Source organism: Nocardia sp. CA-107356 (assembly GCF_050946365.1).
Taxonomy (GTDB): Bacteria; Actinomycetota; Actinomycetes; order Mycobacteriales; family Mycobacteriaceae; genus Nocardia.
The window spans coordinates 261,297-287,699 of record NZ_CP191992.1 but is presented as its reverse complement, the minus strand read 5'-3'; the positions used below and the strand labels follow the sequence as shown (position 1 = coordinate 287,699).

Genomic DNA, 26,403 nt, shown 5'->3' with positions numbered 1-26,403 from the left:
CCGGCCGATCCAGGTCAAGCCGTCCGAGCCTGTTGCGGCGGCTCGAGGCGGGCCCGCACGAACCGGGACACCCGGGCCAGCGCCATCCTGCTCTCGGGCAGATTGGGGGCAATGGCCATGAAGGCGTGCACCTGACCGCGCCAGATCTCCAGCGCGTTCGGCACACCGGCCTCGGTCAGCCTGCGGGCCATCAGCTCGCAGTCATACCGCAGCACCTCGTCCTCGGCGGCGATCAGCAGCACCGGCGGCAGGCTCGCCAACGCACCGTTGACCGGCGACACCAGCGGATCCAGCTTGCCGTCCAGTTCCGCGCCGATCCGCACGACCGCCTCCAGCGCGGACAGCGGAAGGTAGGGATCGCGCTCGACATTCACATAGTTCCGCTTGGCCGCGTAGTCCAGATCGAGCAGTGGGCTCAGCCCGACCAGCCCACCCGGGGACGGCAGACCGTTCTCGATCGCGCGCAAGGCGGTGGTGAAGGCCAGGAAGCCGCCCGCCGAATCGCCCGCGAAGATGATCCGGGACGGGTCGGCGCCGTGCCGCAGCAGCCAGCGGTACGCGGTCAGACAGTCGTCGATCGCCTCGGCGATACTGCGTCCCGGCAGTTGGCGGTAGTCGACATTGACCACGGGCAGCCCGGTGCGCCGGGCCAGACTGGCCGCGATGGGCCGATGGGTGCCGAGTCCACAGATGGCGAAGCCGCCACCGTGCATGTACAGCACCGCGCCGTGCCGCAGGGCACGGGAACCACCGGACGGACGCAGGATCTCCATCCGGAAACCGTTCAGCACCACCTGTTCCCGATCGACGCCACGCGGTATCGGCCGCAACCAGGCCAGCCCGTCGATCGCGGCCGCGCCGATGGGGATGGTCGTCCGGCTGACCGGAAACAGCCGCAGCACCGGCCGAACCGCACCGAGGCAGGTCGCCAGGAGCAATCGGGCCGGGGCGCTGGGGCCATCCGGATTCATCAACAGCCCGGGCTCATCGGCATCCGGTCCTTGTGGGCCGAACTCACTCACGCTGGTCACCGACATCGCGCACCTACCTCACCACTGGCGCGCCGAGCCCGACCGAACGGTTCTCCAGGCGAGAGTCGACGCTGACATCTCACACGCTGATGTTCAGAACACCATAACGTGATCTACGCAACATATATCGCCCATCGCGCCGGATCACGAAACGTTCGTGATCAATTTGTAGGCGAGTCGGAACCTCGCCGAAGCCGAGCTCGACGCGCCTGGCAGACTCGGGGACCATGCGTGGAATCATCTTGGCCGGTGGCACCGGATCCCGGTTGCACCCGATCACGCGCGGGGTGAGCAAGCAGCTGGTCCCGGTCTACGACAAACCGATGGTCTACTACCCGCTGTCCACCCTCATGCTGGCGGGCATCCGGGACATCCTGGTCATCACCACCCCGGAGGACGCGGACGCGTTCGCCCGCCTCCTCGGCGACGGCTCGCAATTCGGCATCGCGATCAGCTATGTGGTGCAACCGGAACCGGACGGACTCGCCAAGGCATTCGTCCTCGGCGCCGACCACATCGGTGGCGACAGCGCCGCACTGGTGCTCGGCGACAATATCTTCCACGGCCCCGGGCTCGGCACCAGCCTCGAGCGCTTCGCCGTGATCGACGGCGGCGCGGTCTTCGCGTACTGGGTCTCGGATCCGACCGCCTACGGCGTCGTCGAATTCACCGACGGACGAGCGGTTTCGATCGAGGAGAAGCCCAAGGTGCCGCGGTCGAACTACGCCATCCCCGGGCTGTACTTCTACGACAACGATGTCGTGGAGATCGCGCGCGGGCTGCGGCCGTCGGCCCGTGGCGAATACGAGATCACCGATATCAATCGCGCCTATCTGGAACAGGATCGGCTGCGCGTCGATGTGCTCGCCCGGGGTACCGCATGGCTGGACACCGGCACCTTCGACTCGCTGTTGGACGCCGCCAACTACGTACGCACCATCGAGCAGCGGCAGGGCCTGAAAATCGGTGTGCCGGAAGAGGTCGCGTGGCGGCAGGGCTTCATCGACGATGAACAGCTGTGCACGCTGGCCGAACCGCTGGTTCGCTCCGGATACGGAAGCTACCTGCTCGATTTGCTCGAGCGCGGACGGGATTGGTGATGGAGTTCCGTGAACTCGCCGTACCGGGCGCATGGGTGATGACACCGCGCCAACTGGGCGACGACCGTGGCATGTTCCTCGAATCGTTCAAGGCCTCGGAGTTCGAGAAGGTGACCGGTAGGCCGTTCGATCTGCGCCAGGTCAACTGCTCGGTGTCGGCGGCCGGGGTGCTGCGCGGCATCCACTACACCGCGGATCCGCCGGGGCAGGCGAAGTACGTGACCTGTGTGCGCGGTGCGTTTCTCGATGTGGTCGTCGATCTGCGGCCGGGCTCACCGACCTACGGACGCTGGGACAGCGTGGTGCTCGACGATGTCGACCGGCGCTCGATGTTCCTGTCCGAGGGGCTCGGCCATGCGATCCTGTCGCTGGCCGACAATTCGACCGTCACCTACCTGTGTTCGCTCGAGTACACGCCGGAATTCGACCGGGATATGGACGCTTTCGATCCTCGGCTGGGTATCGAATGGCCCGAGACCGGTCTCGACGGTCGGCCGCTGACCTATATCCGGTCCCCCAAAGACGCTGCCGCACCACCCTTCTCCTGAGCTGAGTGCCCGGAAAGGGGCGAACGCCACCGCTCCCGATGAGGGAGGGAAGCGGTGACGTTCGACTTACTGTCGGCCGGAAGGGGATTCAGCCGACGAGTTCCAACTCCGGCTCCTGTGCCCGCGCCTTCGCACGCTTGGGCAGGTAAGCGGTCAGGGCGATGAGTGCGCCGACGATGGCGACACCGGCGGCGAACTGCAGGCCGGGCCGGTAGTTGTCGAGCACCGCGGACGGGGTGCTCGCGGCCTGGTTGCCCGAGGAGATGATCGCGGTATTCACCGCGAGCACGATGGCCGCACCGACCTGCATGGAGGTCTGCAGCACACCGGCCGCCAGACCTTGCTCATCGTCATCAATGCCGTTGGTCGCCTGAATGTTGATGGCGGGGAAGCCGACCCAGCCGATGCCGATCAGCAGCACCGCGGGCAGGAGCATCGTCAGGTACGACGGCGCGGTATCCAGCCGCAGGAACAGCAGGTAGCCGATGGCCATGACGACCATGGTGACGGCGATGATCGGTCCGGTACCGAACCGGTCGACGAGCTTATCGGAGAAAAACGCCGAGGCGACGACCAGCAGACCGACCGGCAGCAACGACATGGCCAGCTTCAGCGGCGACCAGCCGAGCGAATCCTGCAGGTACAGGGTCACGATGAACTGCCAGCTGAAGTACGAACCCGCGACCGCGATGATCGCGAGGCTGGCACGGACCAGCGTCACCTTGCGCAAGATGCCCAGTCGCACCAGCGGGTATTTGACCTTCTTCTCCACCGCGACGAATCCGGCGAACAGCACGGCCGCGCCGATGAACGAACCGATGGTGCGCGCCGAGCCCCAGCCCGCCTCGGGCGCGGAGACCACGGTGTAGACCAGCAGCAGCATGCCGGCGGTGGACAGTAGCGCACCGAGGATGTCGTGTCCGCCCTCCTCGGCGGCCTCGTCCTTGGGCACCAGCACCCAGGCCGCGGCCAGCGCGGCGAGCGCGATCGGGACCGGAAGCAGGAAGGTCCAGCGCCAGCCGATGCCGGTCATCAGTCCGCCGAACAGCAGGCCCATGGAGTAACCGCCCGCACCGAAGACGGTGTAGATGGACAGCGCCTTATTGCGGGCCGGACCTTCGGCGAAGTTGGTGGTGATGATGGACAAACCGGTCGGGGCGGTGAACGCCGCGGCCAGGCCCTTGATGAAGCGGGTCAGGATGAGCAGTGGGCCGGAGGTGACCAGGCCGCCGGCCAGCGAGGCGACTGCGAAGACGGCGAGTGCGATCAGGAAGACCTTGCGCCGCCCGAGCAGGTCGGCGGTGCGTCCGCCGAGCAGCAGCAGGCCGCCGTAGCCGAGCACGTAGCCGCTGACCAGCCACTGCAGGGTGGAGGTCGACAGATCGAGTTCGGCGCCGATGGACGGCAGCGCGACGCCGATCATCGAGACGTCCAGACCATCGAGGAACAACACGATGCAGAGGGTGATCAGCATGCCCCAGAGACGGGTGGTCCATCTGGTCGGATCGGTCGCCGTCGCGGCCGAAAGGGTTGCTGCAGAAGTCATGGACGGAACATTACATGCGCCGACATTAGATGCCAACACATTTAATGCACTTGCATTGGCCGATCCGGGGCACTAGGATAGGGCCATGTCGAAGCCGTCGACAACAGAATTAATGGGGCGCGATGTGGCGCCCGCCGGGTTGGTCGCCGAGTGGCGTGAGCTGCTCGACCGGCACGCCGCCGTGAGCTGTGCGCTCGAGAAAGAGCTGCAGGGCAAGCACGACATCGGACTCAGCGAGTTCGAGACGCTGGACCGGCTGATCGACGCCGACTGCGGCAACTACCGGATGAGCGACCTCGCCAACGACATCTACCTGAGCCAGAGTGCACTCTCGCGCGCGGTGGCACGCCTCGAGCGCGATGGACTCGTCTCGCGCACCATGTGCTCCGACGACCGGCGTGCGATCTTCGTTTGTCTCACCGAGAAGGGGCGCGAGGTCTACGAATCAGCGCTGCCGACGCACCGTGAGGTGCTCGAGCGCACCTGGGGTAGTCGCCAGAAGTGCTGAGCGGCCAGCTCAGATACTATCGCGCGCTTCTTCGATGCCACGGCGTCCGTCCACCGCGACCGCCTTGATGCTCGCGAAAGCCTTACGGTATCGCTCGATTTCGGGTTCCTTGTCCAGGTATACCGGGCCGGTGAACGCCTCGACGTAGACCACCGGCGGCTCACGCAGCTCGCCCTGCGCCTCCGCGAATTCCAACAGCACGAACCGGCCGGAATCCATGCCGTCGTGATAGCCGGAATCCGAGGGCACCACCTGAATTCGCACATTCGGCAGATCGCACATGCGCCGCAGGTGGTTCAGCTGTTCGGCGGCCACCTCGTCACCGCCGACGCGCCGCCACAGCAGCGCCTCGCTGATCACCACATCCAACTGCAGCGGTGCATCCTTGCGGATGACCAACGCCTGCCTGGCCATGCGCAACCGCACCCGGCGATCGATCTCGGCCTCCGATGCCGCCGGACGCGCGGACTGCAATAGTGCCCTGGCATAGGCCTCGGTCTGCAACAGTCCGGGGACCAGGTCGTTCTCGTAGGTGGACAGCGCGCGAGCGGCCTCCTCCAACCCGATGTACACCTCGAAACCCTCGGCGATCACATCGCTGTACCCGGTCCACCAACCCCTGGCCTTGGTCTCCCTGGCGAGCGCGGTCAACGGTTGGACGAGATCGGTTGGTGCACCGTAGATCTTGCACATGGCCTCGACGTCCAGACTGCGCAGCGAGGTCTGGCCGGTCTCGATGCGCCAGATCTTGGCCTCGGACCACTCGAGCTGCTGGGCCGCCATCCTGGTGGTCATCCTGGCCCGGTTGCGCAGATCACGCAGGTGCCGTCCGAGCTGCCTGCGCGGCATGGTCGAACCGGTCGTGCCCTGCGGTAAAGCCATGCTTCCCCCTCGCGCCACGTGCCGAATCACCCGGTTGACCTCCCGTGTCCGCCGGTCCGGCGCTTCTCCTACCGCTATCCGCCATCGATATCCGGATATCCGAACAGCATTGTTTCACAGTAAATCCGACACAGGTCACGATGCCTGGCCCAGATACGCCAATGACGCACCAGCGCCGAAGAGGTTCCTGCTGGCGATGATCGGGCAATTAAGCCCGGTTCTACTTCCTTTCACCACGCCTGCGGAAGCGCCAGAACTGCACGGCGCGAACGTCTTCGGAGAGCTGGTTGACCGGCTCGGCGACATCGGCGAGCGCCTGGAACAGGTCGTCGGCGAGATCGGCGATGTGCTCCACCCTGGACGCCAGCTTGGACGCGTTCTCGAGGAATTCGAGCAGCAGGCGCACCACCGCCGCGATGGTCAGTCCGAGCGGCACCGCGATCAAACCGGCCAGCACTCCGAGAACCGCCGAGACCTGCCACATCAGCACCGTCAATGCGATCGGGATGCCGATCGCGAAGGCCAGGCCGAGCATGTAGGCAAGCGGCAGCAGCGTCCTGGTCGCGGGACGGTGGAACTGCACGTCGAGCAGGCCGCGGGCCGCATCGGCGCTCCAGGCCCGCGGACTTTCGAAGGGCTCGGCGGGTTCGGGCTCGTCGGTGCTGCGCGTGAATCGCTTCGACGCGTTCTCCTTCCAAGCGATCCAGCGCGATTCGGTTTCGAGCTCCACCGAATCCGGCGTCCCGCGGTTGGGGTTATCGGGCCCACCCGTCACCTGAGGGCCGCCCCCCACCGAATCGCTACGCGATGCTGCACTCATATGGCGATCCTTCCCCCAATTCGACAGCCCGCCAATAGGTGCCCGGTGATAGCCATCGCGCACTGGGTGAGACGAATCCGACAGTCACCAAGATCTTTTGTACAACCCGTAACGCCCACCCCACCCCGCCCCGATACCAACCACGTATGCAGGACCCAGATCTATCGGGGAATGGAGAAAGACAGTGCGCACCACGTTTCCGACTTCCGCATCGGCGGCAGAGATGACTGCCGCGGCGCAGGACTACATCCAGCGCGGGTGGACGATCGCTGAAACGGCCAACGGGATCTGCCTGATCACGGACGAGGACGTGTCGGGCATCGAGATCAGCGGTGAGCTGGCCGGCGAGGTTCGCCGGTACCTGCGCGCGAACGACCTTTCCGGTCCGGTGATCGAGATCCCTGGTGCCGAGCGTCGCGAGATCCACTTGGTCACCGGTCTGCGCAAGGCCGCGATGGCGCTGGAGGCACTGCGCGAGGCGGGCGCCACCGTCTACACCGACGGCGACGGCATCCCGTTGCCCCCCACCCAGCTCACCACCGGCGAAGCTTGCTGGGGCGTCACCCCGGGCGAGGCCCGCTGGATCCCGCCGGTAGTCGCGATCGGTGCGGCCGTTCGCTCGGCGCTTTCGCGGCGCAGCGAGAAGGCCGTCACCAGCGTCGCCTGCTGACGCTGGTCCGCCTCCCCGCATATTCGGGCCATACCCGTTGGGTGCCGCTCGGCCTGCGTACAGGTCGTGCGTCGAGTGCATGATCAGTCTTGGGCGTACCCGACGAGTTACCCATGTTCTCGCGAATCAGTCGTCACGTTGATGCCGTTCGACTGATTCCCGGAATACGCCAGTGCGGTCCACCCGTGACATATCGATCGTTCTTGTTTCACTTAGATCCACCGCAGGCCATGATGGGGGTATGGCCCAGATCACTGAAGACACCCGGACGCTGTTGCGGACCTGCCCGCTGTGCGAGGCGGTCTGCGGACTCGAGATCACCCTCGACGCACAGGATCGGGTGACCTCGGTTCGCGGGGACCGGGAGGATCCGTTCAGCAAGGGGTTCATCTGCCCCAAGGGGGCCAGCTTCGGACATCTGGATCAGGATCCGGATCGGCTGACCGAGCCGATGATTCGCGATCGGGCGACCGATACCTGGCGCACCGCATCCTGGGACGAGGCGTTCGATCTCATCGCGCAGCGGTTCCCGGCGATCGTGGCCGAGCACGGAAGTCAGTCGGCGGCACTGTATCTCGGCAATCCGAACGCGCATACCGTCGCGGGAACGCTGTATATGCCCGTGCTGATCCGGGCGCTGGGCACCAAGAATCTGTATTCGGCGAGCACCGCCGACCAGATGCCCAAGCAGGTGGCGAGCGGGTTGATGTTCGGTGATCCGCTGACCGTCCCGGTGCCGGATCTGGATCGCACCGACTATCTGCTCATGCTCGGCGCGAATCCACTGGAGTCGAACGGCTCGCTGTGTACCGCACCGGATTTCCCGGGCAGGTTGAAGGCGCTGCGCAAGCGCGGCGGCAAGTTCGTTGTGGTCGATCCCCGGCTGACCAGGACCGCGAAGCTCGCCGATGAACATCTGTTCATCCGGCCTGGTAGCGACGCGTATCTGTTGTTCGGGATCGTGCATACGCTGTTCGCGGAGAACCTGACCGATATCAAGGTCGAGGTGGCCGGACTGGACGAGGTACGTACAGCCGCGGCGGAATTCACTCCCGAGGTGGTCGCGCGGCGAACCGGTGTGCCCGCCGAGACGGTGCTGCGGCTCGCTCGCGAGCTCTCGGCCGCGCCGACCGCGGCGGTCTACGCGCGAATCGGTACCTGCACAGCCGAATTCGGGACGGTCACGCAGTGGCTGGTCGAGGTGATCAATGCGCTCACCGGCAATTTGGACGCTCCCGGCGGCGCGATGTTCGCACATGCCGCGGCCGGTGGCATCAATCGCACCAAGCCGTTCCGCACCGGTCGCTGGGCCAGCCGGGTGCGTGGGCTGCCGGAGGCGATGGGCGAACTTCCGGTGGCGACGCTGGCCGATGAAATCACCACGCCGGGCGCCGGACAGGTACGCGCACTCGTCACCGTCGCGGGGAACCCGGTGCTGTCGGCGCCGAGTGGGCCGCGGTTGGATGCGGCGTTCGCCCAACTGGAGTTCATGGTGAGCGTGGACCGGTACCTGAACGAGACCACACGCCACGCCGATGTGATCCTGCCGCCACCGCGGCCGGTGCAATCGCCACATTACGATTTCGCGCTGTTGCAGTTCGCCGTCCGCAATTACGCGCGGTACTCGCCGCCGTTGGTGCCGCTGGGTGAACGGCCATCGGAGGCCGCGGTTGTGGCGCGCCTCGGGGCCGCATTGACCGGCCAGCCGCATTCGGGCTCCGGCGGGCAAGACCCGTTGACAGCCGTGGACGAGTTGATCATCACGGGCACACTGCACAAAGCGGGCATAGCGGAGCGGCGGCCCGAACTCATCGGGGTCAGCAGCACCGAACAGCGCATCGATATGCTGTTGCGGCTCGGGCCGTACGGCGAGTGGAATGGCGGCACACTGAATCTGCAAGTGCTGCTGGACAATCCGCACGGAGTCGATTTCGGTCCGCTGCAGCCGCGACTGCCGGGGGTGCTGCGGACGGCGTCGAAGAAGGTCGAGTTGGCGCCGCAGCCGTTGCTGGACGATGTCGCACGGATGCGGGCCCGGCTCGCCGACGCCGCGCCGGAAGTGGTGTTGATCGGGCGGCGCCAACTGCGCTCCAACAATAGTTGGATGCACAATATCCCGACGCTGGTCAGCGGATCGAATACCTGCACGCTGCACATCAATCCAGCGGATGTGGCGCGGTTGGGGCTCGGCGATGCCGCCGTGGTGAAGTCTGCCGCGGGGACGCTGACCGTACCGCTGGAGCCGACCGAGGCGATCATGCCGGGCGTGGTGAGTCTGCCGCACGGGTGGGGCCATACCGATAGCGCACAGACCGTGGCCCGTGCCCATGCCGGGGTGAATGCCAATGTGCTGACCGATGATTCAGTGGTCGACGTGCCGTCCGGGAATGCGGTCTTCAATGGCGTTCCGGTGACTTTGACGCCTGCCTGAGTGCATCCGAACCCGACCGGCCGCGGATAAAATCCCGGCCGGTCGGATTTTAGCTAACTCGCGGAAACCCTTGCGCTAACTAAACATTCAGTGCATTCTCAACATGGATTTTGCTGCTTTGCCGGACTAAAATGGACGAGATTTCGGTTTAGTCGCGGGTTCAGTGCGGAGCCTGTCGAAGCGTGCCGGATTCCAGCTACCAGAGGGGGCACAGATGCCCGGTACGAGTTGTGGCAGTGACGGCGAGCACGAACTGCAGGACAGATACGGTACGCAGGACCGCGCCGAACGCTTCTATCAGGACCAAGTACGTGATCGGCTGAACCCGACGATGATCGAATTCATCGCCAGGATGGATATGGCCTTCATCGCCACCTCGGATAAGCACGGCGAATGCGACGCCACTTTCCGCGCCGGGCTGCCGGGCTTCCTGCACGTCATCGACGAACGCACGATTGCCTACCCCGAATACCGCGGCAACGGCGTCATGGCCAGCCTCGGCAACATCCTGGAGAACCCCCACGTAGGCATCCTGCTAATCGATTTCGTCCAAGATCTGATCGGACTGCACATCAATGGCTCGGCCCGGATCGTCGACGATCCCGCACTGCGCCGCACCGTGCCCGAACTCCCCGAGAACATCAAAGGCCGAGCCGCCGAGCACTGGGTGGTCGTCGATGTGGAGGAGGCCTACATCCACTGCCGCAAACACATTCCGCATCTGGTGCCCGCAGCGCGCGAGCAGCGGGAGTGGGGCACTGACAACGTCCGCGCCAAGGGCGGCGACTACTTCGGTGCCAAGGCAGCGGCGCAGGCGGACTTGGTGCCGCGGTGATCCGCTGACGCTGGGTGGCGGGCCGAGGCTGTGGCGGCCACGGCGGGTGTACACACCGTTGTGTGGCTGCGCGCCTGTTGTGTGGTTGCACACCCGTGACGGTGTCGGGGTGTGCGGGTGTCACGCGGGGTGTGTGTTGGGGTGCGGGGGCGTTAGCGGAGTTTGAAGATGACCAGGCGTTGGACGACGAAGTTGATGACAGTGGCGGTGCCCTGCGCGATGACGAAGGCCAGGGGCTGGCGCCACCAGTCGTCGGAGAGTGTGGCGTAGAGCACTTGGTTGATGCCGACCTGAACGGCGAAGGTGACGGCATAGAGGAGCACCACGGCGATGAAGCGGGCTCGGCTCGGCGGGGCCTGGAAGGTCCAGCGGCGATTGATCAGGTAGGCCGTTGTGGTGCCCGCGATGAAGCTGATCGACTTGGCGACGCTGACCGGCAGGCCGATCAGGTTCAGCAGGAAGCTGTAGATCCCATAGTCGACGACGGCCGACAGGCCGCCGGTGAGTGTGAAGCGAATGATCTGGGTCTTGAGGTCGACATCGGTTCCGCCCGGCTCGTCGACCAGAGGCAGTTCGGCCGGGAGCGGCAGGTGGGGTTCGGCTTGCACGCCGACGAGCGTAACGGTGTGACGCGGGACACGCGGACCGAGCGCCGATTGGACGTTTGTCCGGGGAGATGGAACCGATGTCGGACCTCACATACTGGGGAGTACGGCGACGCCGACCGGATATCCGCTCATGCATGTAGCCTCTATGCCGATGTCCACGAAAGCTCCGACCGCCACCACAACCGGTAACTCCGGCAATGTCGCCGACGGCACGTACACGCTGCCGACGCGGACCAAGACATTGACCGGGTGGGGTCGCACCGCACCAACATCTTCCGAAGTGCTCTCGACGAGCGATCCCGAACTGATCGCCAAGGCCGTCGCCATGGTCGCCGAGGACAACGACTCCAAGCCGGCCCACCTGCGCCGCGGCATCATCGCGCGCGGGTTGGGGCGGTCCTATGGCGATCACGCGCAGAACGCGGGCGGCCTCGTCGTCGATATGACGGCGCTGAACAGTATCCACCGGATCGACCGGGACACCCGGATCGTCGACGTGGACGGCGGTGTCAGCCTGGACCAGCTCATGAAGGCCGCGCTGCCGTTCGGGCTGTGGGTTCCGGTGCTGCCCGGCACCCGTCAGGTGACGATCGGCGGCGCCATCGCCTCCGATATCCACGGCAAGAACCATCACAGCGAGGGCAGCTTCGGCAACCACGTGCGCTCGATCGAGCTGCTCACCGCCGACGGGCAGGTGCAGCACGTCACGCCGAAGCGCAACGCCAAGCTGTTCTGGGCGACCGTCGGTGGTAACGGACTCACCGGCATCATCCTGCGCGCGACCATCGAGATGGCGCCCACCGAGACGGCGTACTTCCTCAACGACGGCGTGAAGACCACGACGCTCGATGAGACCATCGCCGCGCACAGCGACGGCAGCGAGGCGAACTACACGTATTCCTCCGCGTGGTTCGATGTGATCAGCCCGCTGCCCAAGCTCGGCCGGGCCACCATCACCCGTGGCCGCCTGGCCAAGGTCGACGAGCTGCCCAAGCGGTTGCGCAAGAAGCCGCTGAAATTCGATGCGCCGCAACTGATGACGGTTCCGGATATCTTCCCGAACTGGACCATGAACAAGCTGACGTTGCAGGCCATCGGCGAGGCGTACTACGCCATGGGCGGCAACTACACCGGCAAGGTGCAGAATCTCACGCAGTTCTACCACCCGCTCGACATGATCGCGGAGTGGAACCGTGGCTATGGTTCCAATGGATTCCTGCAGTACCAGTTCGTGGTGCCGACCGAGGCGGTCGAGGAATTCAAGCGGATCATCATCGATATCCAGGCCTCCGGGCACTACTCGGCGCTCAACGTTTTCAAGCTGTTCGGACCGGGTAACCCGGCACCGCTGAGCTTCCCGATGCCGGGCTGGAACATCTGCGTCGACTTCCCGATCAAGCCGGGGCTGAACGAGCTGGTGAGCGAGCTGGACCGCCGCGTCACGGAGTTCGGCGGGCGGCTGTACACCGCGAAGGATTCGCGCACCACCGCGGAGACCTTCCACCAGATGTACCCCCGGATCGACGAGTGGATCAAGATCCGCCGAAGTGTCGACCCCACAGGCGTTTTCATGTCCGATATGGCGAGAAGGCTGGAGCTCCAGTGATTAATGCCGTAGGCAATCCGCAGACCATCCTGCTGCTGGGTGGTACCTCGGAGATCGGCTTGGCGATCTGCGCCGAGTACCTGAGGAAGAGTTCGGCGCGCATCATCTTGGCCACACTGCCCAGTGATCCGCTGCGGGAGGACGCCGTCGCCCAGATGAAGGCGGCGGGCGCGACCCAGGTCGATGTCATCGACTTCGACGCGCTCGATACCGAGAGCCACCCGAAGGTGATCGAAGCGGCTTGGGACGGCGGCGATGTCGACGTCGCCATCGTCGCCTTCGCACTGGACGGCGATCCGGAAGAGCTGTGGCAGAACCAGCGCAAGGCCGTGCAGGTGGCCGCGATCAACTACACCGCGGCGGTTTCGGTCGGCGTGCTGGTCGGCGAGAAGATGAAGAAGCAGGGCTTCGGACGGATCATCGCCATGTCCTCGGTCGCCGGTGAGCGGGTACGCCGCTCGAACTTCGTCTACGGGTCGACCAAGGCCGGACTGGACGGGTTCTACCTCGGACTCGGCGAGGCACTGCGCCCGCACGGCCCGCGGGTGCTGGTGATCCGGCCGGGCATGGTGCGGACCAGGTTCTCAGCGCACGTCAAAGAGGCTCCGCTCACCGTCAATAAGGAAGATATTGCGGCACTGGCGGTTTCGGCGTCGCAACGGGGCAAGGAGCTGGTCTGGGCACCGGGCACCTTCCGCTTGGTGATGATGATCCTGCGCCATATCCCGCGCCCGATCTTCCGCAAGCTGCCCATCTGATCTCCCCGAGCCGCACCCGGTCGTCCGCGCATCCGTTGCGCGGGGCGGGTGCGGCTCGTTCGTATCCGCGCTGCGCGATGCATCCGACGCGACAGTCGGACGGCCGCGATGGGTCCGGTCGATACCATCGACCCGGCTCGGACTGGTCCGACCCATCCGCCACCCAGCATTCGGGTCTGCTCCTGCGGGGCAGGCGGACGGCGTGGCGGGCGCGGATCCGATCAGATCACGGTCGACCTGGATACGGAGGCTTGGTGCGAGTGAGCGAACGGACAACTCGCCGCCGGATATGCGGTGGTCAGCGCCGTGTGTGGCTTTGCGGGCGGGCGGGCGTCGTCATCGGCACGACAGGTCTCGCGGGCAGCACGCCGATTCCCGCGGACCACACGCGGGATCTCGCGGATCGCTCGACAAGGATCGCTGTCACACGCCATCGGGCCGCTCTTGATTCGGCGCATAGGGGTTGCGATACCTCGCCGGGCTTCGGCACCACCAGACCGACCGCGGGCTCGGCGCATCGCAGCGCAGCGGGCTCGGCGCATCGCAGCGCAGCGGGCTCGGCGCATCGCAGCGCAGCGGGCTCGGCGCAGCGCAGCGCAGCGGGCTCGGCGCATCGCATCGCAGCGGGCTCGGCGCATCGCATCGAAGATGGAGGACTCCGTTGAGCACCGTCATGGCAGAACGCTCCGGGGAGTCGGTGCCGACGCGCGGGCGTGGGGCTGTGTTGATCCGGCATATCGGCTCGGGGGTCGGCGAAGCGGTGCTGGCCGCGGCGGTGGCCGCGGCGGTGGCCGCCGTTGGGCTGGTTGCGTTTTCGATGGTGCAGTGGCCAGCATTCAACTCGTCCAATGTGACCCGTGCGCTGACCACGGTCGGGCAGGTCGGGGCTGCGGTGCTGCTGGGGGCGGCGATCTGGCTGATGCGCGCACGGCGGTGGCCCTGGGCGGCGAAAGCGCTGTCGTGGGTGGGGATTTCGACGTTCGTCACGGTGACGCTCGGGATGCCGCTGGCGGCGACCAAGCTGTATTTGCTCGGCGTCTCGGTGGATCAGGAGTTCCGTACCGAATACTTGACGCGGCTGACCGATAGCGCCGCACTGCACGATATGACCTACGCCGACCTGCCCCCCTTCTATCCCGCCGGATGGTTCTGGATCGGCGGTCGGGTGGCGACTGTGCTCGGAATGGACGGCTGGGAGGCGTTCAAACCGTATGCGATCGGGTCGCTCGCGGTGGTCGCGGTGATCGCATTCGTCCTGTGGTCCAGGCTGATACGCGCCGACTGGGCGATCGGGGTCAGCGCGGCGACGACGGCCGTGACGGTGGCGTATGCCTCGCCGGAGGCGTACAGCGCGGTCATCGTCTTGCTGCTGCCGCCCGCGTTGGTCCTCGCGTGGGGTGCGCTGTACCGGCCGCTCGAACTGTCGAGCGCCGCACTCGGCGCTGCGGCGTCGGGCAGCGCCGCCACCTCAGGTGATGCCGCTGTATCGGGTCGGGAAGGCACAGCGGGCAACGCCCCGACGGGCGGCGGTACGGAAACGGCCGGAGGTTGGGGGGCGGTGCTCGGCGCTGGTCTGTTCCTCGGGATGGCGGCCTCGTTCTACACGTTGTATTTCGCGGTGGCGGCCTTCGCGGTCGGGCTGATGGGTCTGGTCTCGGCGGGGCTCGCGGTGCGGGCGGCGAACCGGCGCCGGCGCGGCGCTGGCAAGGACGGATCGGGTTCGGTGTGGCGGGCGGCGGTGCCGCCGCTGGTGCGGCTGGTCGTAATCGGCGCGATCGCGGGTGTGGTGGCACTGATCGTGTGGCTGCCGTTCGTATTGAAGATGCTCGGCGGGACGATGCCGAGTTCGGGGACGGCGTTCCACTATCTGCCCGAGGGCGGAGCGGAGTTGCCGTTGCCGATGGCCGAGTTCTCGCTGTCGGGCGCCTTCTTTCTGATCGGGACCGCATGGCTGGTGGTGCGGGCCGGATCGTCGCGGCGGGCCCAGGCGATCGGGATCGGCGTGGTGGCGATCTACCTGTGGTGTCTGCTGTCGATGACGGCGACCGCGGCGGGTACGACATTGCTCTCGTTCCGGTTGACACCAGTGCTCGAGGTGCTGCTCGCGACGGCGGGTGCGTTCGGTTTCGTCGAGGGCGCACGGGCGGCCTACCAGGCGGTCAATGAGCCGGGGCGGTTCCGGCTCGTCGTGGTCGTGGTCGCCGTCGTCGGCGCACTCGCGTTCACGCAGGACATCCCGCGGGTGCTGAAGCCGGAGATCACCACCGCCTACTCCGATACCGATGGCAACGGCGAGCGCGCCGATAAGCGGGCGCCCGGCGCGGCGGCGTACTACCGCGCTATCGATGCGGCACTTCTCGAACAGACCGGCAGGTCGCGCTCGGATTCGGTCGTGCTCACCGCCGATACGAGTTTCCTTTCCTTCTATCCGTACTACGGTTTCCAGGCACTCACCTCGCACTACGCCAACCCGCTCGCCGATTTCGCGGGCCGCGCCGCGACCATCGAGGCATGGACCGAGCTGGACTCATCCGCCGCGCTGTTGGACGCGCTCGGCAAGAGTCCATGGCGCGCACCGGACGCCTTCCTCTTCCGCAGCAGCGGTGACGACTACACGCTGCGCCTGGCCAAGGACGTCTACCCCAACGACCCCAATGTGAAGCGCTACACCGTGAGTTTCCCCAAGAAGCTCTTCGCCGACCCGCACTTCACCACCACCGAAATCGGGCCTTTCACCTTGATCGTGGTCAACCGCTGATCGACGCGAGCCAGGTGTGACGCAAACCATGAGCCCGGCAATGACTGATCCAGCCAGGACATGGGTAATTGACCGGGTACCGGCCAACTCGACCAGCACCGCACGTCGGTCGCCGACGCCACCCGGCTCGAAGGCGCGGGGAAGCCGACAGGCGGCTCACAGCGTATTTGGGTACCGTGGACCGCTGATCTGACCAATTACGGGAGAAGTTTGTTTTGCGGGTCGAGGCACCACCAGCAATAGGCGTCGTTACCAGGGCATCGACACCGGCTGGCGGGGCCAGACCTGATCAGCGAACGGCGAAGCGGAGACGGATCCGGGTCGACCGGAGTGATCTGGTCGCCTCGGTGAGCTTTCTTGCATTGGCCGTCACGGTCCTCTCGGGACAGTGGCGCAATACCCACAGCGGGTATCTGATCAAGAGCGGTCAGGACCAGACCATGTGGGAGTGGTTCTTCGCGGTCACCGCGCATTCGGTGGCGCATCTGGAGAATCCGCTCGGCACGAATCTGCAGAACTTCCCGGCCGGAGTCAACATGATGGCCAATACGGCCATGTTCGGGGTCGGGGTGCCGTTGACGCCGGTCACGCTGTTGTTCGGGCCGACGGTCACCTTCGTGCTCGTCCTCACACTCGGACTCGCCTCCACCGCGTTCGCTTGGTACTGGCTGTTCTCCCGGGAATTGGTCGAGTCCCGACTCGCCGCCGCGATCGGCGGACTGTTCTGCGGATTCGCGCCCGCGATGATCTCGCATGCCAACGCGCACCCGAATTTCGTTCTGCTGGCGCTACTTCCGGTCATCGCCCTGCTGTTGATCCGGATCGCGCGACGAGCGACGGGTGTCGATACGAGTAAGGATGCAATCGGCGCAGCCCCGCCGCCCAACGCTCGCACGACTGCTGCTGCGACCACAAGCGAAGGCACAACCGCGATAGTGACGTTGCCGCCGGGCGCAGATACGGGCAAGCCGCGCAGACGAGTTCGAGATGCTGTCGCGCTCGGTCTACTGGTGGCGATGCAGATCGCACTCGGCGAAGAACCACTGCTGATCTTCGCGCTCGCCTTCGGGCTGTTCGCCGTCGTGTACTACCTGCACGCACCGCGCACCGGCTGGCGGGCGGTGCGCGCGGTGACGCCGACCGTCGCATTGGCAGCGGTGATCACCCTGATGCTCACCGAGATTCCGCTGTGGTGGCAGTTCTTCGGGCGGCAGAGTTATCGCTCGATCGATCACGGGCCGATGGGCAATGATCTGAAGGCGATCGTGCAATTCCCGTCCGAATCGCTGGGTGGGATATTCACGCCAGGACAGTACGTGGCCATCAACGACACCGAGCAGAACGCCTACTTCGGCTGGCCGCTGCTGCTGTTGCTGGTCGTGACGGTGGCGCTACTGTGGCGCGACCGGGTGGTCCGGGCTGCGGCGGTGGTGATCGGGGTCTTCGGGGTGCTGTCGCTGGGCGCGGTGGCCACGTTCGGCAAGCAGCCGACCGGGATCGAATTGCCATGGCAGTGGGCCGAAAAGATCCCGCTGCTCAATACGGTGCTCGAGACCAGGCTGACCATGGCGGCGGTGCCGGCCATCGCTGCGGTGCTGGCGCTGGCGACCCAGCGGGCGGTCACGTCGTGGCGGCAGTCACCGGTCGACTGGCGGCCGCTGGCCTGGTTCCCGGCGCTCGTGCTGGCTTTGGTTGCGCTGGCCCCGACGATCCTGCCGGTGATCGAGCGGGCACCGACACCGGAGTTCTTCGCCGACGGGACCGTCCGGCAGTACGTGAGTGGCGGATCGGTCGTCCTGGTGCCGCCACCGCGCCCCGCCGACGCGCAGGCCTTGCGCTGGCAGGCCGACGCGAATTTCGACTTCCCGCTCGCCGGAGGCTATTTCGTCGGCCCGACCGGCGCGGACAAGAAGGGCATCTACGGACCGGACTTCCGCCCGACCACCGCCCTACTGGTCCGCGCCCAGGACAGCGGCGCCGTACCGTCCATCGACGCCGAGACCCGCACACAGGCATCGGACGATCTGCGATTCTGGGAGGCCGACGTGGTCGTACTGCCCGCGACCAAGAACTCCGAGGTACTGCGCACCACCATGACGCAACTGCTGGGCGTCGCGCCGCGACAGGTCGACGACGTGTGGCTCTGGGACGTGCGCCCGCTGCGTTAGCGAAATCCGGCCTCGCACCACGGACGGGGCCGCTGCGCCGGGCACATCCCTGCACTCGCGATATCCGACCGCCGCACTATGTCCGGCCACTGTGCCCGGAACTCCGACTACCGCGCCGGAAACTCCGGCCACCAGGCTCGGAACGATCCGGCCGCTCCGCGAGGAACCGTCCCGCAACTGCGCTCACGCTGTACCCGGCACATCCGGCCCCCTGCACTCACGACTATGGTCCGGCCGCTGTGCCCGGAACTCCGACTACCGCGCCGGAAACTCCGGCCACCAGGCTCGGAACGATCCGGCGGCTACGCCGGGAACGTCCGGCGACTGTGCTCACGAGCACCGGCGCGAACCGTGGGTTATCTCGGTGGCAAGGATCACCTGCCCGGGTGGCTAGCATGGTCCCTCGTGCGACCGGACCGAACTTCTGCGGCGTTCACCCGCAACCGCTTGATCGCCCTCGTCTCCGGACTTCTCGGAGTCGTGCTGGCACTGCTGACACCGTTGCTGCCGGTGAAACAGGATCGGGCCGTGCTCGACTGGCCGCAGGCGGACAGCGCCAGCGTGGAAGCACCGCTGGTCTCGTATGTGCCGCTGCGGCTGAATGCGACGCTGCCGTGCTCGGTGGTCACCGCCGCCGGGTCGGGCACAGTGCTGTCGACCATTCCGGTCGCCTCGGGTCAGGCGAGCGCCAAGGGCCTGATCGTCTCGGTCACCGATGGCACGCTCTCGGTGCTGCAACGAGATGTTCCGCTGCTGTCGGCGCCGGTCGCGGAGATCGCCGAATGCGAGGCCGTCACCATCACCGCGACGGCGGCCGCGACCTCGGTCGAATTCGTCGGTGCGAAGCGTCAGGACGGTACGCCGTTCCGCAACACCATCACCCGTGATATCCGCCCGCAGGTGGTCGGCGTCTTCACCGACCTGGACACCGCGAAACTCGATGGCGCGAAGCTCCACGCCGATATCGACTCGCGCTTCTCCTCCACGCCGTCGGTGCTGAAGCTCGGGGCGATGCTCGCCGCGGCGGTCTGCACGATCATCGCGCTGATCGCACTGCATCTGCTCGACAATGCCGACGGTCGACGGGCCCGGCGCTTCCTGCCCGCGCACTGGTGGCGGTTCACCCTGGCCGACGCTGTGATGCTCGGCATCCTGGTGCTGTGGCACTTCATCGGCGCCAACACCTCCGACGACGGCTACATCCTGAATATGGCCCGTGTCTCTGAACATTCCGGGTACATGGCCAACTACTACCGGTGGTTCGCGGTGCCCGAGGCGCCGTTCGGCTGGTCCTACGAGGTGCTGGCCTGGATGACGAAGGTCTCCGACGCCAGCCCGTGGATGCGGCTGCCGACACTGGCCGCCGGGATCGTGTGCTGGATGGTGATCAGCCGAGAGGTGCTGCCGCGCTTGGGTGCTCGGGTGCGCAGGCACAAGGTGGCACTGTGGACGGCCGGTCTTGTCTTCCTCGCCTTCTGGCTGCCCTATGACAACGGGCTGCGGCCCGAACCGTTGATCGCCGCGGGTGCGCTGCTGACCTGGTGCTCGATCGAGCGGGCCATTGCGACCGGGCGGCTGCTGCCCGCCGCGGTCGGAGTGCTGATCGCCGCGTTCTCGCTGGCGGCCGGTCCGACCGGGCTCATCTGCGTGGCTGCGCTCATCGCGGGTTCACGGCCGGTGCTGCAGATCATCATTCGGCGGGCGCGCGATGCCGCGGGCACGCTGGCAGCACCCGATGCCGAGCGCGCTGGGAGCGAATCCCCCACACCGGATGCCGAGCGGATTTCCGCAGGCAACGCGAATTCGGTCGGGAGCGAAGGCGGATCGAGTGCCGAGCGACAGACGGCCGTCGCGCCCCAGCAGGACCGCAGTACGTCGCGTCTCGGCACTGTCTTCCGTTATGCGGCGCTGCTGGCGCCTGGGCTGGCCGCGGGAACTCTCGTGCTGGTTGTGGTTTTCGCCGATCAGACGCTGGCGACGGTGATGGAAGCGACCCGGGTGCGCACACTCGTCGGTCCGAATGTGGCCTGGTTCGATGAACGCACGCGCTGGGATTCGCTGTTGATGCTCTCGCCGGACGGATCGCTGGCGCGACGCTTCGGTGTGCTGATCATGCTGCTGTGCCTGCTGGTCTGTGTGCTGCAGGTGCTGCGGAAGGGGCGGATTCCTGGCACGTCACGTGGGCCGTCGGTGCGGATTCTCGGAATCGTATTCGCCTCGCTGCTGCTGATGATGTTCACGCCGACCAAGTGGACCCACCACTTCGGCGTCTATGCCGGACTGGCCGGGTCGTTGGCCGCGCTGGCGGCGGTTGCGGTCGGCACCAACGGGATTCGCTCGCCGCGCAACCGCGCACTGTTCGCGGCGGCGGTGCTGTTCCTACTGGCGATCACCTTCACCGGATCCAATGGCTGGTGGTACGTATCCAGTTACGGTGTGCCGTGGTGGGATAAGGCGCCGCTGATCGCGGGTAAGGGACTGTCCACGCTGTTCCTCGGGCTCAGCGGAGTTTCGCTGGTGGTCGCGGTGTGGCTGCATTATCGCGAGCCGTACCGTGCGAAGACCGATGCGCCGGGCCGCTTCGAGCGCTACGCCTCGGCGCCGTTGACGATCGCGGCGGCGCTGCTCGTACTGTTCGAGGTCGCCTCGCTGGCCAAGGCGGCGGTTGCGCAGTACCCGGCGTACTCGATCGCGAAGTCGAATTTCCAATCCCTGAGCGGCAATACCTGCGCTCTCGCCAACGAGGTGCTGGTGGAGACCGATACCGCCGACTCGCTACTGCTCCCCTACACCGGCTCCCCCGCCGATGGATTGGTTGCGGAATCAAAGGGATTCACCCCGAACGGGGTGGCCGCGGACCTCACCGCCGATGCCGAGGAGACGGTGACGGGCGGTGCGAATTCGGTCAATAAGGATTCGAAAAACAAGACCACCAAGACCACCGGTGCCGGTACCGGCGGCGGCACCAGTCAGCAGGCCGGAATCAACGGCAGCACCGTGGCATTGCCATTCGGACTGGATCCGGCGCGGACTCCGGTCATGGGTAGCTATCAGGACAGCGAGCAGCAGCAGGCCGGGCTCACCTCGCAGTGGTATCGGCTCGATCTGACCGACAGCATGCGCAACGACCCCGCCTATCAGGTGCTCGCCATTACCGCGGCGGGCCGGATCCGCTCGGTCGACGCCGACGGAGTGGTCAACTACGGGCAAGAACTGCACCTCGAGTACGGCGTCCGCGGACCGGACGGCGAAGTGAAGACCCTCGGTTCGGTCGATCCGCTCGATATCGGACCCGCCCCGTCCTGGCGCAATCTCCGTGTGCCACTGGATAAGTTGCCCACCGAGGTCGATGCGGTGCGGCTGGTCGCGGTCGACAACGACATCACCCAGAAGCAATGGCTGGCCGTCACCCCGCCCCGACTGCCGAAGCTGGCGACCCTGAATTCCGTTGTCGGCGAGACCGATCCGGTCCTGCTCGACTGGCATGTCGGCCTGGCCTTCCCCTGCCAGCGCCCATTCGACCACCACGACGGCGTCGCCGAGGTCCCCGACTGGCGCATCCTGCCCGACCGCGTCGGCTCCGACGCCTCCAACGCGTGGCAGGACGATATCGGCGGCGGCCCACTCGGCTGGACCGGTCTACTCCTGAAATCCCAAGCCATCCCCACTTACCTCGACCACAACTGGTCCCGCGACTGGGGCTCACTCGAAAAGTTCACCCCCTACGCCCCCACCGCCCGCCCCGCGACAATCGCCACCACCGTCGAATCCGTCAACGGCTGGCAGAAGTCCGACCCCATCCGGGCGCGGTGACCGACTCTGGGCTCGAACAGGCCTGCCAACAGCGTCGACCGGTTCCCTTGAAAGCATGACGGCAGCCTTCGACGACATGGATCTACCCCAGCTTGTCCGTCTGCTGACCGACGAAGAACAGCGGGACCTGCGGCCGGTCGGCGTGGACCAGGACGGTGGTTACCTCGGTGCCGCGCGACGGGATCGGGGTGGCGGGGACGCTGATGGCGGCGAAGCGGCCGGTGGCGCGGACTGCGGCGAGGGGTTTGCGGGCCGAGAGCGGCGGCGTCGAGGGCCGCGGCTACGTCGCCGGGCACGAGGGCTCGCACGGCATCCGTTTGGAACGCCGGATCACCGCCGAGGCGCCCGTCCGCGTCGATTACGAACTCACCGCGCTCGGTCACAGTCTGCTGCCTGTGATGCGCGCCATATAAACGTGGGCTGAACAGCGCATGGACGAAGTGCTCGCGGCCCGTGCACGTTACGATCGTGAACCAGCGTGACCATACCGTTAATGTTGACCCCGAAAGCCTTCCCAGCGGTGAATCGGACCGTAATCTTTATCCATGACCGCGGCCTTCGATGATATGGATCTGCGCGACCTCGTCGGACTGCTCACCGAAGATGAACAACGGGAGCTACGACCGGCGGTGCTACGCGTGTTATCCCGCCAACCCTCCCAAGAACTGCTCCGCCGTGAACTCGGGCTTCGCATGGCGAAGGTCTGAACCCGCCGGATCACCAACCACACCACCACTTGGCCGTCGCAGCGGCGCGTATCGCCGATGCGGCGGCCTTTCGCTGTCGAGAACGCATCAATGCGCCAGAGCACACACGCGCCTGTGTAACCCCACCCACGCAATCGCTGGTGTGGTCGCGAACATGCGGGTGTGATACGGATCTCCGTTGATACGAGAACGGGCCCGCCGAGTCGGCGGGCCCGTTTCGCGGTCTAGAACACTCGCAGCTGTCCGGGCGACCAGAATCCGGAGCGGTTGGCCTTACCGGTGTCCAGCTCGGCCGGAACGGCATTCGGGTAGTACTGGTCGTACCGCTCCAGCGAACCCCAGTCCCGCGCCCAGTCGTTCTTCATATACGTCGGAACAGTGCTCGACTTCGCCAGCATCTGGGAGAAGCCGAGGAGGCCACCGAATTCCTCGGCCTGCCAGGTGTTGGTCGAGCTGATGGCCAGCGGCCGGTCCGGCAGGATCCGGTAACCGGGCACCTCGGCCACCCCGTTCTTGTGGTCCAGCGGCCGCTGGCACGGGAACTGCAGTCCGACCGCCCAGTCCAGCAGCACCGGCTGCTCGGAGCCGATAAAGCTGTTGAGCGACGCCAACTTCGGCATCCGCGGCGGGGTGAACGCCAGCCACTGATCGCCGATCAGAATCGGGTCATTGGCGACGATGCGCACCGCGTCGGCATCGGGCGCGATCTCGTCGAGCGGGATGCGCAGATTGCGCCACGACGGGAACGGGCCGATATCGCGCGGCAGGTAGGTGCCGAGCATCTGCACACTGCCGTCGGGCAGATGCTTGCCGTAGTCGACGGTCAACGACTGGCCGTACTTGGTATCGCCGGTGTCGTCGACGGACAGGATGCGGCCCGCGGCCGATATGACGACCAGCGGATGATCATCCGAGCGCGGCGCCAGCTGGTACCAGCTGGACACCAGATGCGCGGGCTGCTGCACGCCCTGCTGGTAGCTGCCCATCACCGGCGTGCTGGCCGGATCGAGACCGAAGGGCAGGGTGGCCCGGCTGCCATTGACACCGATCGCACCGTAACCGCCGTCGGTGCCCGCGTTCTGTCCGTCCGCACCCACCGGGCCGACCGACTGGGTGGAGGTGTTGCCAGTGCCCGGCTTCACCTCGATGGTGTCGGCGCTGAGCTTCTCGGGCACACCATTCGGGTCGAAGCCGACCGGATCGGCCCCAGCCAGCGGATCACCGTTCTTCGGCGGATTCGCCGGATCGCTGATCGGGGTCAGCATGCCATTGCCCTTGTTCACATCCGGTTCCACCAGGATGTCATTGGCCAGACCACACGAATTCCCGCCGAGCGCATCGAAATTCGAGCGTGCGAGCGAATATGCCGGATACTGCGCAACGGCGCCCTTCACCAGCGAGAACACCTCGAGCAACACCATCATCGCGGCGACCACGGTCAGCGGGATGGCGGCGAACTTGCGAATCCGCTTACCGCGCACCGACTTCGCCGAGGGTTGCGGCTTGGTGTAATCCTCGCGCAGCGCGGACCAGGCGACCAGCGCCAGCGCCAGACCGAACAGCACCAGCATCAACGTATTCGACTGGTGACCGTGCAGCGAGATTCGCTTGTCGAACCACGGCACGCCGAAGCTGGACACGTACCAGTAGCCGTTGATGCCGGAGAACGCGATCGCCAGCACGAACAGCAGTCCGGCGAGGAAGATCGCCCGATTCTTCCTGGCCCGCAACGCACTCGCCGAGACCGCGACCGCGGTGACCGCGGCCAGCGATCCGGCGATGCCCGCGTACGCGCCGAAGTGGTGGGTCCACTTCGTCGGGTTGAACATCATGAAGAAGATGGTGCCGAAGACCACACCCATCAGCCGCCAGGTCGGACCGCTGGCGATACCGGGAACCTGCCGGCGCCGCAACAACACCAGCATGGTGGTGAACAGGCACAGCAACATGATCAGGAAGGCGAACCGGCGCGACAGCGAACCGTCGACGGTCTCCACGAACAGGTAGTAGTAGCGCAGGTAATCCTCGTACCAGGCCAGGTTCGGCCCGGTCACCTGCCGCACCCGGTTGGCCTCCTGGATACCGGCGAAGGTCTGATCGGTGTAGACCACGATCAGCACCAGCAGACCCGCTGCTGCGATCGGCGCGAGCAGCGGCAGTGTCGAACCCCACTTGCCGACGCCCTGCGCGGCGAACTGCCGATGCCGCCGCACCACGATCCGCACCAGCGGCCGAATACCGGCGAGCAGTGCCGCCACACACATCAGACCGGTCGGTGCCGCCGCCAATGTGAACGCGGCAACCAGGATCGCCATCGCGGCGGGCAACAACCGACCCGTCGCGATGGCCCGCTCGATCGACACCCAGGTCAGCAGCGCGCCGAGCGCGACGACCGGCTCCGAGCGCAGGCCGTTGTCGAACGGCAGCCAGAAGGCCAGGAAGACCAGTCCACCGGTCCACAGCGCCACCTTGCTACTGCGCACGCCGCGCCCGAGCCGAGGCGCCACCTCGCGGCTGATCACCATCCAGCACAGGATTGCGCAGAACAGCGCGGGCAACCGGACCCACGGGCTCGCGGTGGAGATCTCCGAGAAGGCCTGGATGACGTAGTAGTACCAGCCGAACGGCGCCTCGGGGACGCCGTACCAGCGGAAGTAGTTGGCCATATAACCCGCGTGCGGCGCCACCCGGACCATGCTCAGGATGTAGCCGTCGTCGGAGGTATTGGCACCGACGAAATGCCACACCAGCAGCGTGCCGATGACCGCACCGTCGGCCCAGGTCGGCTTCAGCCAGTTGGCGGGCAGGAACCGGCGATGCCCGCGCCCGTCACTGCCGTCCAGTTTGGCCAGCGCGCCGAGCGCGATCAGGGTGCACAGCACCGCCGCGATCATCGCGATCAACTTGACCGGAGTCGGGCTGGAGGAGAACCGCGTGTCCACCGTCATATGCATCGACAGCCCGGTGGGCGCCGCGCCCTTCAGATCGGTGAAGACGCCGACCACCTGGGGCCGCAGATCACCGTTCAGCTGCCCCTCGACCGGCACCGCGACCTTTTGCGTGGTCCCGGGCGCCCCACCCTCGATCGGCCGCTCGATCTGCGTGGTCAGGCCGTCGAACGACGCCTTGGTCCGATTGATATCGGAACTGATGGTGATCGAGGTGCACCCGCCCAGCTGTGCCCGATCGGCCGAGGCCACCACAGCATTGCGGTCGATCACGTCCACCGTGGTGTCGGAGACCCGCACGAACATCGCTTCGAGCGAGGCCCGGTCGCCCTGCGGCGGCGCGGTGGCCAGCAGCATCCCGCCGTAGCTCGGCAGCTGATCGACCGCCGCGCACGGAATGCTGGCGTCGAGGTCGATCGGCACCTGCGACATGAGCGGCGCCTGCACGCTATTGATGGCGCCGCCTTGCGGCCAGTTCAGCGTCGCGGTGGTCTGGCTGACCGGTAAGAACGGAGCTGCCAGCGCGAACAACGCGCCGAGCACACCGGCGATCAGCGCGACAATGCGCGCGGTACGGAAGTCACTCGGTGCGACTTCCGGCGCGGCGGGCGGTTTTGTCAAGACAGCGGTAGCGGCGTCGGGCACGGTTCGCAATGGTATCCGCAC

19 protein-coding genes are annotated in these 26,403 nt (G+C 66.3%); 13 read left to right on the top strand and 6 right to left on the bottom strand.

Features of this window, described 5'->3' with window-relative positions; all coding sequences use genetic code 11:
• Positions 1-14: 14 nt before the first annotated feature.
• Positions 15-1,031 carry an alpha/beta hydrolase gene (locus ACQP1G_RS01285; protein WP_433197538.1) on the bottom strand — a complete coding sequence of 339 codons (1,017 nt, stop codon included), beginning with the start codon at positions 1,029-1,031 and terminating at the stop codon, positions 15-17.
• A 227-nt stretch (positions 1,032-1,258) separates the two neighbouring features.
• Here ACQP1G_RS01285 and rfbA point away from each other — a divergent pair, with 227 nt between their 5' ends.
• Together rfbA and ACQP1G_RS01275 are read left to right on the top strand one after the other, a co-directional pair.
• Positions 1,259-2,131, top strand: a complete 873-nt coding sequence (gene rfbA / locus ACQP1G_RS01280) for a glucose-1-phosphate thymidylyltransferase RfbA (protein WP_433197536.1) — start codon at positions 1,259-1,261, stop codon at positions 2,129-2,131.
• On the top strand, positions 2,131-2,679 hold the full coding sequence (locus ACQP1G_RS01275) for a dTDP-4-dehydrorhamnose 3,5-epimerase family protein (protein WP_433197534.1): 549 nt from the start codon (positions 2,131-2,133) through the stop codon (positions 2,677-2,679). The genes rfbA and ACQP1G_RS01275 overlap by 1 nt, the downstream gene beginning before the upstream one ends.
• Positions 2,680-2,767: 88 nt before the next feature.
• On the opposite strand, the gene ACQP1G_RS01270 is transcribed toward ACQP1G_RS01275, so the two are convergent.
• Complete coding sequence (locus tag ACQP1G_RS01270) at positions 2,768-4,225, bottom strand: MFS transporter (protein ID WP_433197532.1); 1,458 nt, start codon at positions 4,223-4,225, stop codon at positions 2,768-2,770.
• An 85-nt stretch (positions 4,226-4,310) separates the two neighbouring features.
• Here ACQP1G_RS01270 and ACQP1G_RS01265 point away from each other — a divergent pair, with 85 nt between their 5' ends.
• Entirely contained in the window at positions 4,311-4,733 is a 423-nt protein-coding gene (locus ACQP1G_RS01265; protein WP_433197530.1) for a MarR family winged helix-turn-helix transcriptional regulator, read from the top strand.
• Positions 4,734-4,742: 9 nt separating this feature from the next.
• On the opposite strand, the gene ACQP1G_RS01260 is transcribed toward ACQP1G_RS01265, so the two are convergent.
• Both ACQP1G_RS01260 and ACQP1G_RS01255 read right to left on the bottom strand, forming a co-directional pair.
• A complete protein-coding gene (locus tag ACQP1G_RS01260) occupies positions 4,743-5,615 on the bottom strand; it encodes a helix-turn-helix domain-containing protein (protein ID WP_433197528.1) in 873 nt (290 codons plus the stop codon).
• A 220-nt stretch (positions 5,616-5,835) separates the two neighbouring features.
• Positions 5,836-6,435, bottom strand: a complete 600-nt coding sequence (locus tag ACQP1G_RS01255) for a DUF4282 domain-containing protein (protein ID WP_433197526.1) — start codon at positions 6,433-6,435, stop codon at positions 5,836-5,838.
• A gap of 184 nt (positions 6,436-6,619) precedes the next feature.
• On the opposite strand from ACQP1G_RS01255, the gene ACQP1G_RS01250 reads away from it, so the two are divergent.
• The 3 genes from ACQP1G_RS01250 (at position 6,620) to ACQP1G_RS01240 (ending at position 10,371) form a co-directional block, all read left to right on the top strand.
• Positions 6,620-7,105 (top strand): hypothetical protein, encoded by a 486-nt coding sequence (locus ACQP1G_RS01250; protein WP_433197524.1) that lies wholly within the window; start codon positions 6,620-6,622, stop codon positions 7,103-7,105.
• Between the two features lie 241 nt (positions 7,106-7,346).
• On the top strand, positions 7,347-9,536 hold the full coding sequence (locus tag ACQP1G_RS01245) for a molybdopterin-dependent oxidoreductase (protein WP_433197522.1): 2,190 nt from the start codon (positions 7,347-7,349) through the stop codon (positions 9,534-9,536).
• Positions 9,537-9,750: 214 nt separating this feature from the next.
• On the top strand, positions 9,751-10,371 hold the full coding sequence (locus ACQP1G_RS01240; protein WP_433197520.1) for a pyridoxamine 5'-phosphate oxidase family protein: 621 nt from the start codon (positions 9,751-9,753) through the stop codon (positions 10,369-10,371).
• A 152-nt stretch (positions 10,372-10,523) separates the two neighbouring features.
• Here the strand turns inward: ACQP1G_RS01240 and ACQP1G_RS01235 are convergent, their stop codons facing one another.
• A complete protein-coding gene (locus ACQP1G_RS01235; protein WP_433197518.1) occupies positions 10,524-10,979 on the bottom strand; it encodes a GtrA family protein in 456 nt (151 codons plus the stop codon).
• Between the two features lie 151 nt (positions 10,980-11,130).
• Here ACQP1G_RS01235 and ACQP1G_RS01230 point away from each other — a divergent pair, with 151 nt between their 5' ends.
• From ACQP1G_RS01230 to ACQP1G_RS01200, 7 genes are all read left to right on the top strand, one after another.
• Entirely contained in the window at positions 11,131-12,585 is a 1,455-nt protein-coding gene (locus ACQP1G_RS01230) for an FAD-binding protein (RefSeq protein WP_433197516.1), read from the top strand.
• A complete protein-coding gene (locus ACQP1G_RS01225; RefSeq protein ID WP_433197514.1) occupies positions 12,582-13,343 on the top strand; it encodes a decaprenylphospho-beta-D-erythro-pentofuranosid-2-ulose 2-reductase in 762 nt (253 codons plus the stop codon). Before ACQP1G_RS01230 ends, ACQP1G_RS01225 begins: the two co-directional genes overlap by 4 nt.
• A gap of 673 nt (positions 13,344-14,016) precedes the next feature.
• The gene (locus tag ACQP1G_RS01220; RefSeq protein ID WP_433209507.1) at positions 14,017-16,101 is read left to right on the top strand and encodes a galactan 5-O-arabinofuranosyltransferase; all 2,085 of its coding nucleotides are present in this window, start codon (positions 14,017-14,019) and stop codon (positions 16,099-16,101) included.
• 314 nt (positions 16,102-16,415) lie between these two features.
• Positions 16,416-18,269 carry a glycosyl transferase gene (locus tag ACQP1G_RS01215; RefSeq protein WP_433209504.1) on the top strand — a complete coding sequence of 618 codons (1,854 nt, stop codon included), beginning with the start codon at positions 16,416-16,418 and terminating at the stop codon, positions 18,267-18,269.
• Positions 18,270-18,674: 405 nt separating this feature from the next.
• The gene (locus ACQP1G_RS01210; RefSeq protein ID WP_433197512.1) at positions 18,675-22,082 is read left to right on the top strand and encodes an arabinosyltransferase domain-containing protein; all 3,408 of its coding nucleotides are present in this window, start codon (positions 18,675-18,677) and stop codon (positions 22,080-22,082) included.
• Between the two features lie 155 nt (positions 22,083-22,237).
• Positions 22,238-22,495, top strand: a complete 258-nt coding sequence (locus ACQP1G_RS01205) for a winged helix-turn-helix transcriptional regulator (protein WP_433197510.1) — start codon at positions 22,238-22,240, stop codon at positions 22,493-22,495.
• Between the two features lie 132 nt (positions 22,496-22,627).
• Positions 22,628-22,789 carry a hypothetical protein gene (locus ACQP1G_RS01200; protein WP_433197508.1) on the top strand — a complete coding sequence of 54 codons (162 nt, stop codon included), beginning with the start codon at positions 22,628-22,630 and terminating at the stop codon, positions 22,787-22,789.
• A 224-nt stretch (positions 22,790-23,013) separates the two neighbouring features.
• Here ACQP1G_RS01200 and ACQP1G_RS01195 read toward each other — a convergent pair whose 3' ends face one another.
• Complete coding sequence (locus ACQP1G_RS01195; RefSeq protein ID WP_433197506.1) at positions 23,014-26,382, bottom strand: arabinosyltransferase domain-containing protein; 3,369 nt, start codon at positions 26,380-26,382, stop codon at positions 23,014-23,016.
• Positions 26,383-26,403: the final 21 nt, after the last annotated feature.

Coding starts and splice junctions, on each gene's coding strand:
- rfbA (WP_433197536.1), top strand. CDS start 1,259: ATGCGTGGAATCATCTTGGCCGGTGGCACCGGATCCCGGTTGCACCCG.
- ACQP1G_RS01275 (WP_433197534.1), top strand. CDS start 2,131: ATGGAGTTCCGTGAACTCGCCGTACCGGGCGCATGGGTGATGACACCG.
- ACQP1G_RS01270 (WP_433197532.1), bottom strand. CDS start 4,225: ATGACTTCTGCAGCAACCCTTTCGGCCGCGACGGCGACCGATCCGACC.
- ACQP1G_RS01265 (WP_433197530.1), top strand. CDS start 4,311: ATGTCGAAGCCGTCGACAACAGAATTAATGGGGCGCGATGTGGCGCCC.
- ACQP1G_RS01260 (WP_433197528.1), bottom strand. CDS start 5,615: ATGGCTTTACCGCAGGGCACGACCGGTTCGACCATGCCGCGCAGGCAG.
- ACQP1G_RS01255 (WP_433197526.1), bottom strand. CDS start 6,435: ATGAGTGCAGCATCGCGTAGCGATTCGGTGGGGGGCGGCCCTCAGGTG.
- ACQP1G_RS01245 (WP_433197522.1), top strand. CDS start 7,347: ATGGCCCAGATCACTGAAGACACCCGGACGCTGTTGCGGACCTGCCCG.
- ACQP1G_RS01240 (WP_433197520.1), top strand. CDS start 9,751: ATGCCCGGTACGAGTTGTGGCAGTGACGGCGAGCACGAACTGCAGGAC.
- ACQP1G_RS01230 (WP_433197516.1), top strand. CDS start 11,131: ATGTCCACGAAAGCTCCGACCGCCACCACAACCGGTAACTCCGGCAAT.
- ACQP1G_RS01220 (WP_433209507.1), top strand. CDS start 14,017: ATGGCAGAACGCTCCGGGGAGTCGGTGCCGACGCGCGGGCGTGGGGCT.
- ACQP1G_RS01200 (WP_433197508.1), top strand. CDS start 22,628: ATGACCGCGGCCTTCGATGATATGGATCTGCGCGACCTCGTCGGACTG.